Here is a 7,021-nt window from a genome sequence, read left to right as displayed (position 1 = left end):
CCGGGCCCATCTCCGGGCGCCCCCCGCGGGACCCGGCCGCCGCCCGCCTGGAGCCTCGGACCCCAAAGTGGACATCACTTTGGGGTCCGAGGTTCTAGTCTTTGAGCGGCGCACCGTTCGAGGCGAAAAACCGGGTCCACTTTTCCGCACGGTGCGCTAGATCAGCTTCTCGATCCCGGCGAAGATCGCGTAGACGAAGCCGAGGCTCAAGGTGAGGCCGATGGAGCCGATCACCAGGCCTCCCAGGATCACGAGGCCGTCGCGCTCCACCAGGCCCAATCCGACCAGGCACACAGCCAGGCCCAGGGGGATCTGCCCCACGAAAGGTGGCGCGAAGAGAAGCCCCAGGGCCAGGACCAGGATGACTGCGCCCATCAGACGCATGGTGAAGGGCGTGTCGAGGAAGGTCATCCGGGGCCGCGAGATGCGCTCCAGCCGACGGAAGACCGGAATGGCGCGTCCCACGGCGCGCTCCACGTCGGTCCGGGCGACCGACCTGTTCATGAGCTGGCGCGGCAGCCAGGGCGCGTCGCGGCCGAAGACGATCTGGATGGCGACCAGGGTCAGGAGCAGGCCGCAGACCAGCGGGATCGGCGGCGGCATGGGGAGGCAGTTCGGCAGGCCGAGCAGCACGATGAGAAGGGCGAAGGCCCTGTCCTGGAGCACTGCCATGATCTCGCGCACGGTCAGGCGTTCGCCGGGCTGGGAGGCAAGGGCGAGGAGGATTTGAGAAGTGCGCGCGTTGGAAAACAAGGAGCCCTGGCAGGTTCGGGGATGCTCAGGGCGCCTCTCTACCCGAGTTAGGGTCCGGGGCCAAGGCTCTGGGTCAAGGCTCTCGGCTTCCGGCCTCAGTGGATGTTGATTTCTCCCTGAACGGCCCGGAACTCGGCGGGCTTGATGAGCTGCGCATGGGTGATCGTGACGGAATGCAGAGGACCGGCAAGCTCACGCTTCCAGAAGTCCAGGAAGTCGATCAGGACCGGAAACCGGGGAGCCAGGTCGTATTCCTGCCAGATATAGGTCTGCAGGAAGGACGGGTGATCGGGCATCCGGTAAAGGATCTTGGCGGTCGTCAGCCCGTAGCCTTCCATCTGGCGGATGAAGTCCTTCGATACCATGCGAACTCCTTCTCTCAAGCTCAAGCGAGCCGTTCCGACAGGTGTCCGCCCCGGTGGCACAGGCGGTTCCCTGCCCTATGCTCAAGGCTAAATCTTGAGTGCACACCGAAGTTCCTGCAAGGGGACGGGGTTGCACATCCACGCGATCTTGCGTTGATTGCCTGAACGGAACCACGAGACGAGGAGATCACCGGGAATGCGCTTTGCCTTCGCGGGAATCGATTTTCTCGGAGACGTTTTCGAGACGCTGCTCGCCCGGGGTTGGGAGCCTGTCAAACTCTTCAGCCGTCCCTGCGACGGGATCTACGATTTCAACGACGTGACGGTCGCCCGCGCCCGCGCCCTGCGGCTGCCGATCCAGATGTCGCGGATCCACCCGGCCGATCTCGCCGGGCTGAGAGCTCTGGGGTGCGAGGCCCTCGTGGTGGCGGGCTATCCCTGGCTGATCACCGGCTGGGAGCGCCACCTTCCCTATGCGGTCAACTTCCATCCCTCGCCTTTACCCGTCGGACGCGGGCCCTACCCGCTCTTCCAGGCCATCCTGGACGACCTGCCCGAATGGGGCATGACCGCCCATGTGCTGGAGCCCGCCTTCGATACCGGGGCCATCGTGGTCCGGAGGCGGTTCCCTCTGAGTCCGACGGAAACGCACGATACGCTGCTCGCCAAGTGCCAGATCGCCGCCAAGGAGATCTCCCAAGAGCTGGCCGACGACCTTCCCCGGCTCTGCGCCGAGGCGCGGCCGCAAGGCCCCGGATCCTACTGGCCGCGGATCACCCAGGCCCAGAGGACCGTCGATTGGACGGGGGGGATCCGGGACGTGCTGCGCACCATCCGGGCGTTCGGGTCCATCGAGACCTTCGCGCAGATCGATTCGCGCTACGTCTATGTTTGGGAAGCGGCCGGCTGGGAGGAGCCGCACAGGTACCGGCCCGGGACCCTGGTCCACAAGCATCGTCGGCACATGGTCGTCGCCGCCCGAGACGGCTTCATCCAGGTGACCGGCTGGAGCCCGTATGCGCCGGGGCCCGCTCGGGGAAAATAGCCGCTCGTTCCCGGGGGACGCGGTTCCTTCGTCACCGGCGGCGTTTCACCATCTTCCAGGCCTGGCGGAGGATGAGGAGGTTTCGGATCAGCTTAAACATCGGGTTTCCCTGAAGAACGACCTGCCCGTCAAGGAGAGTGCAGGCCCGAAGGTTCCGGCCCGATCCGGACCGGGAGCCGTCCGCCTCACGCCAGCGGCGCATCCACCGAGCAGACGATTCCCGCCGGCCGAAACGCGATCTGGGCGACCCCGTTGAGCTCCTGCGACAGACTGCGCTCGATGAGCCGGGAACCGAACCCGCGGCGGCCCGGGGGCTGGACCGGCGGCCCTCCGGTCTCCTCCCAGCGCAGATGAAGGCGAGGCGAAGGCGACACCTGCTCGACGTCCCAGGAAACCCTGACCTCTCCCGTGGCGTTCGCCAGCGCGCCGTACTTGACCGCATTGGTGGCGAGCTCCTGAAGCGCCATGGCCAAGGCCAGCGCCATGCGCGGCGACAGCCGGACCTCCGGGCCGCTCAGGTGGAGACGATCCTCTCCCCGGCTCGCATAGGGGGCCACCGCCTGGGCGACGATCTCCTGAAGTTCGGCGCCTTCCCAGCTTTCCCGCGTCAGCACGTCGTGGGCGCGGGCCAGGGCGATCAACCGCCCCTCCAGGGCTTCCTTGGCATCGCGCATGCTCGCCGCATTGCGAAGGGTCTGGGAGGCGATCGACTGCACGGTGGCCAGGGTGTTCTTGACCCGGTGGTTCAGCTCGTGAATGAGCAGGGTGCGCTGCTCCTCCGCGCGCCTGCGCTCGCTGATGTCGCGCTGGATCCCCCAGAGCCGCCGCAACTCGCCGTTCTCCACGATCCCCGTCATGCTGTTGTCGAAGAACTTGCGGTTCCCGGCAGCGTCGCGCTCGACGGATTCGACCCCGGTCAAGCTGTATCCGGAACGGATGACGTCGGTGAGGAAAGCCCGTGCCTGGTGGTCGGACGACGGCAGCGGGAACTCGAGCGAACGGCCGATCATGTCCTCGGCCCGCGAGAGCCCGTACATCGCCGCCATGGCGTCGTTGCACTCGACGAAGCGTCCCCGGCGGTAGGCGAGATTGACCTGCTCGTCCACCGGCAGGGACGTGTCGAGGGGAGGATCGAACTCGAGAAGCCAGATGCCCTCGGAGCTGTGCGCGATGAAGGTGCGGTAGCGGTCCTCGCTCTCGCGCAGGGCGGCCTCGGCGTCCTTCTCGGCCGTCACGTCCCACTGGGCGCCGAGCGAACGGACGAACCGCCCGTTGGCGTCCCGGATGAGCTTGGTCCGCGCGGTGACCCAGCGCAGCTCGCCGGTATCCGCCCGGAAGATCCGGAACTCGTAGTCGAGCTGGCGGCGCCCGGGATCGGCGACGGCCGCTCGCGTTTCCGCCTCGATCCGCGGCCGGTCCTCGGGATGCACGAGGGCGATCCAGTCCTCGTACGAGAAGAAGCCGGAGAGGTCTTCGTGCAGGCCGTAGAGGTCCAGATATTCCGGCGATGCGATCGCCTTGTTGGTTCTGCGGTCGAACTCGAAGCTGCCGATCCTGGCGGCCTCCTGGACCTGACGGAGCCGCTCCTCGCTTTCCCGGCGGGCATCCTCGGCCACCTTGCGCTCGGTGATGTCATCGAAGAGAACGGCGATCAGACGGCGCTCCGGATCGTCGATCCGATAGGCGAAGACATCGTACCACCGCCCCTGGGCGGGCGCCTCGTGCTCGAACCGCGCCGGTTCCCCGTTCAGCGCGACCCTGCCGTAGACGTCGTACCAGTATTCCTCGTGGGCGGGACTCAGCGAGCGCATGCTCCTGCCCGCCACGTCGTGCAGGCCGGTCTGCGCCTCGAACACGGGATTGACCTCGATGAAGACGTAATCGACCGGACGGCCCTGCTTGTCGAAAACGGGCTCCAGGATGCAGAAGCCCTGATCCAGCGCTTCGAAGAGGGCGCGATCGCGCGTTCCCGTCTCGCGGAGCGCAGGCTCCCGGCTCGCACGAGGGCCATCTTCGGCAATAATCCTGCCGGTCGTCTCGGTGGCCGCGCAGTAGAAGCCGGCAACGCCCCCCGTCTCGTCCCGGATCGGGGTCCAGGAGAAGGTGAGCCATCGCGCGGGCCGGTCGGCACGGGCCGCCAGGACGACCGGACGATCGGTGACATGCTGCGCCTCGCCGGCCATCGTGGCCGCGATGACGGCGCGGTACTCGTCCCAGATTTCCGGCCATGCGGTCCGATACGGCTTCGCCAGCGCCGCCGGATGCCTGGTGCCGAGGATCGGCACGAAACCGTCGTTGTAGAGCGACGTGCATTCCGCCCCCCAGGCGATGCAGGCGGGTTGCCGGGACGCTAGCATGAGGTCGACGAGGGTCCGGAGGCTCTGCGGCCAGGCCTGGATGGGTCCCAGGGGCGTGCAGGCCCAGTCGTAGGCCCGGATGCGCTCCCCCATCTCGCCGCCGATCGCGGGCCAATGGGATCGGTCGGGCGTCGGGCGGGCCGGCACCTCCCGGTGCCCGGATGGCCGGGGGGTTCCCCCCTCGAGGGCGCCGTCGTTCATCGGGCGGCTGCCCGGGAGTGCGGCAGGCGACCAACCGTGGAAGAGCGAACCCGACGAGGCGCCTCGGCGTCCGAGACGAGGACTGATCTGGTCGGGCTTGCGGACATCCCCTGCCTCTTGGCTCGACGCGTGCCGTCGCGACGTTCCCGGGCAAAATAACGCCGCCGGAAAGGCGATCAAGGGATGGGGCGATCCTTGCCCGGACCGCCGAAAGTCTTGCCCGTCGCGAGCGCGCCGGCGACGGGCAAGAATTTCAGCGGTCCGGCGCGGAACCGAACGTCCGCTGGGGCATTGACCCGTCACGAAGGCCAATGCCCCCAGGTCTTCGAGACCCTCAAAGCCCTTCACCGCCCCCGTGAAGGGCTTTTTCTTTGGCCGGGCCGGAACGACCCGGACGACCGGAACTGCATGGCCCAGCTGAAACCGTCGCCCGCCTCGATCGTTGGGTTTCCTGAAGGCTGTCCTGTTGGCCTTCAGGACCGGGAGGCCTCCTCATGTGCCGGCGACGGCGGGTGAGGAGGCCTTTCCGTTCTGTCCACAGTTTTCAGAGCTTGTGGTAGTGCCGCCCCTGATAGATCAGGGTCGGCTTCCGCTCACCGAGCCGGATCCGGACGATCTCGCCGATGATGACGTGGTGAGTGGCGACCACCCGGGCGTCGCTGATCCGGCAATCGAAGGACACGAGGCTCGTCGCCAGGGCCGGCGAGCCCGTCACGAGCTTTTCCCACGTCCCGACGGTGAAGCGGTCCTGGCCCTGGAGACCGGTGCGGCCCGCGAAGATATCGGCGAGCGTCAGATCCTCGGCTCCCAGGGTGTTCACGCAGAAGGCCCGATTGGCCAGCAGGGCCTGCGCGGACCGGGACGCCGTATTGACGCAGACCAGCAGCGAAGCCGGGCTGTCGGTCACCGGGGTGACGGCCGTAGCCGTGAAGCCCGCCCGTCCGGCCTCCCCGTCGGTCGTGACCACGTGAACGGCCGCGGCCGCCCGGCTCATCCCCTCCCGAAAGAGGACGGCATCGGGGCTCTCAGTCCCTGTGGCGGCTGACGTGGGGGTGGCTTGAGACTTCGACATTCTGATCCGGAGCAAGCCTCTTCCACGCTTTTCCGCAGAGCACAAGGCTGTTCGGACCCATATGGCCCCTGGCTTTATCCTTTGGAAGCGGTAGGCAGAACGGAACTTGCCCAGTATTGCATCAGCGCCTGCCGCATATTCCATCATGGGTGGTGATAGGAAACTTAACAGAACGTTGTCGAACGAAAATCCGTTTGCTAGAGACACCAGCATCTTACGGCAGGCTTGGCGTTGCTCGGGCATCGTGCTTTCCTGCGGTGTTTCCCAAGAATGACCCCGATCCAGAGGGGCAAGGGTAGGACATGGAAATCTTTGTGCAGCAGCTCATCAACGGGCTGACTCTGGGGTCGATCTACGGCCTCATCGCCATCGGCTACACGATGGTCTTCGGCATCATCGGCATGGTGAACTTCGCCCACGGCGACGTCTTCATGCTCTCCGCCTTCATCTCGCTGATCTTCTTCCTCATCCTGACCACCTGGCTCGGGATCTCGTCCGTCGCCCTGGCGCTCCTGATCGTGCTCGTGGTCGCGATGGCGCTCACCTCCCTGTGGGGCTGGGCCATCGAGCGGATCGCCTATCGGCCCCTGCGCGGCTCGTTCCGTCTGGCGCCGCTGATCTCGGCCATCGGCGTCTCGATCTTCCTGTCCAACTTCGTCCAGGTGGCGCAAGGAGCGCGCAACAAGCCGACCCCGCCCATGGTCCAGGACGTGATCGTGCTCTTCCAGGGCGCGAGCGGCTACAACGTCGCCCTCTCCTACAAGCAGATCATCATCATGATCACGACCGCGGTGCTGCTGACGATCTTCTGGTACCTCGTCCAGAAGACGTCCCTGGGCCGGGCCCAGCGCGCCTGCGAGCAGGACCGCAAGATGGCCGCCCTGCTCGGCATCAACGTGGATCGGACGATCTCCCTGACCTTCGTCATCGGCGCCGCCCTCGCGTCGGTCGCTGGCACCATGTATCTGCTGTATTATGGCGTGGTGAGCTTCAACGACGGTTTCGTGCCGGGCGTGAAGGCCTTCACGGCGGCGGTTCTGGGGGGCATCGGCTCGCTCCCGGGCGCCGTCCTGGGCGGGCTGATCATCGGCCTCATCGAGACCTTCTGGTCGGCCTATTTCTCGATCGAGTACAAGGACGTGGCCGCGTTCTCGATCCTCGCCATCGTGTTGATCTTCATGCCCTCCGGTATCCTCGGGCGGCCTGAGGTCGAGAAGGTCTAAGGAGC

At 66.4% G+C, this 7,021-nt stretch carries 6 protein-coding genes; 2 read left to right on the top strand and 4 right to left on the bottom strand.

The genetic code is table 11. From position 1 onward, the window contains the following. Window positions 1-156: 156 nt before the first annotated feature. Together NF876_RS21110 and NF876_RS21105 are read right to left on the bottom strand one after the other, a co-directional pair. Complete coding sequence (locus tag NF876_RS21110) at window positions 157-753, bottom strand: exopolysaccharide biosynthesis protein (RefSeq protein WP_262270603.1); 597 nt, start codon at window positions 751-753, stop codon at window positions 157-159. A gap of 95 nt (window positions 754-848) precedes the next feature. Further along, window positions 849-1,118, bottom strand: a complete 270-nt coding sequence (locus NF876_RS21105; RefSeq protein ID WP_210806483.1) for an usg protein — start codon at window positions 1,116-1,118, stop codon at window positions 849-851. 196 nt (window positions 1,119-1,314) lie between these two features. Between NF876_RS21105 and NF876_RS21100 the strand changes: the two genes are divergently transcribed. Then, on the top strand, window positions 1,315-2,163 hold the full coding sequence (locus NF876_RS21100; RefSeq protein WP_262270602.1) for a methionyl-tRNA formyltransferase: 849 nt from the start codon (window positions 1,315-1,317) through the stop codon (window positions 2,161-2,163). A gap of 185 nt (window positions 2,164-2,348) precedes the next feature. On the opposite strand, the gene NF876_RS21095 is transcribed toward NF876_RS21100, so the two are convergent. Together NF876_RS21095 and NF876_RS21090 are read right to left on the bottom strand one after the other, a co-directional pair. Next, window positions 2,349-4,721: a PAS domain-containing sensor histidine kinase gene (locus NF876_RS21095; RefSeq protein ID WP_262270601.1), complete on the bottom strand. Its 2,373-nt coding sequence runs from the start codon at window positions 4,719-4,721 to the stop codon at window positions 2,349-2,351. 544 nt (window positions 4,722-5,265) lie between these two features. Next, on the bottom strand, window positions 5,266-5,793 hold the full coding sequence (locus tag NF876_RS21090; RefSeq protein ID WP_262270600.1) for a flavin reductase family protein: 528 nt from the start codon (window positions 5,791-5,793) through the stop codon (window positions 5,266-5,268). A 302-nt stretch (window positions 5,794-6,095) separates the two neighbouring features. On the opposite strand from NF876_RS21090, the gene NF876_RS21085 reads away from it, so the two are divergent. Further along, complete coding sequence (locus NF876_RS21085) at window positions 6,096-7,016, top strand: branched-chain amino acid ABC transporter permease (protein ID WP_262270599.1); 921 nt, start codon at window positions 6,096-6,098, stop codon at window positions 7,014-7,016. The last annotated feature ends 5 nt before the right edge of the window (window positions 7,017-7,021 follow it).

This window comes from Microvirga yunnanensis (genome assembly GCF_025460875.1).
This window is presented reverse-complemented; position numbering and strand designations above follow the sequence as displayed.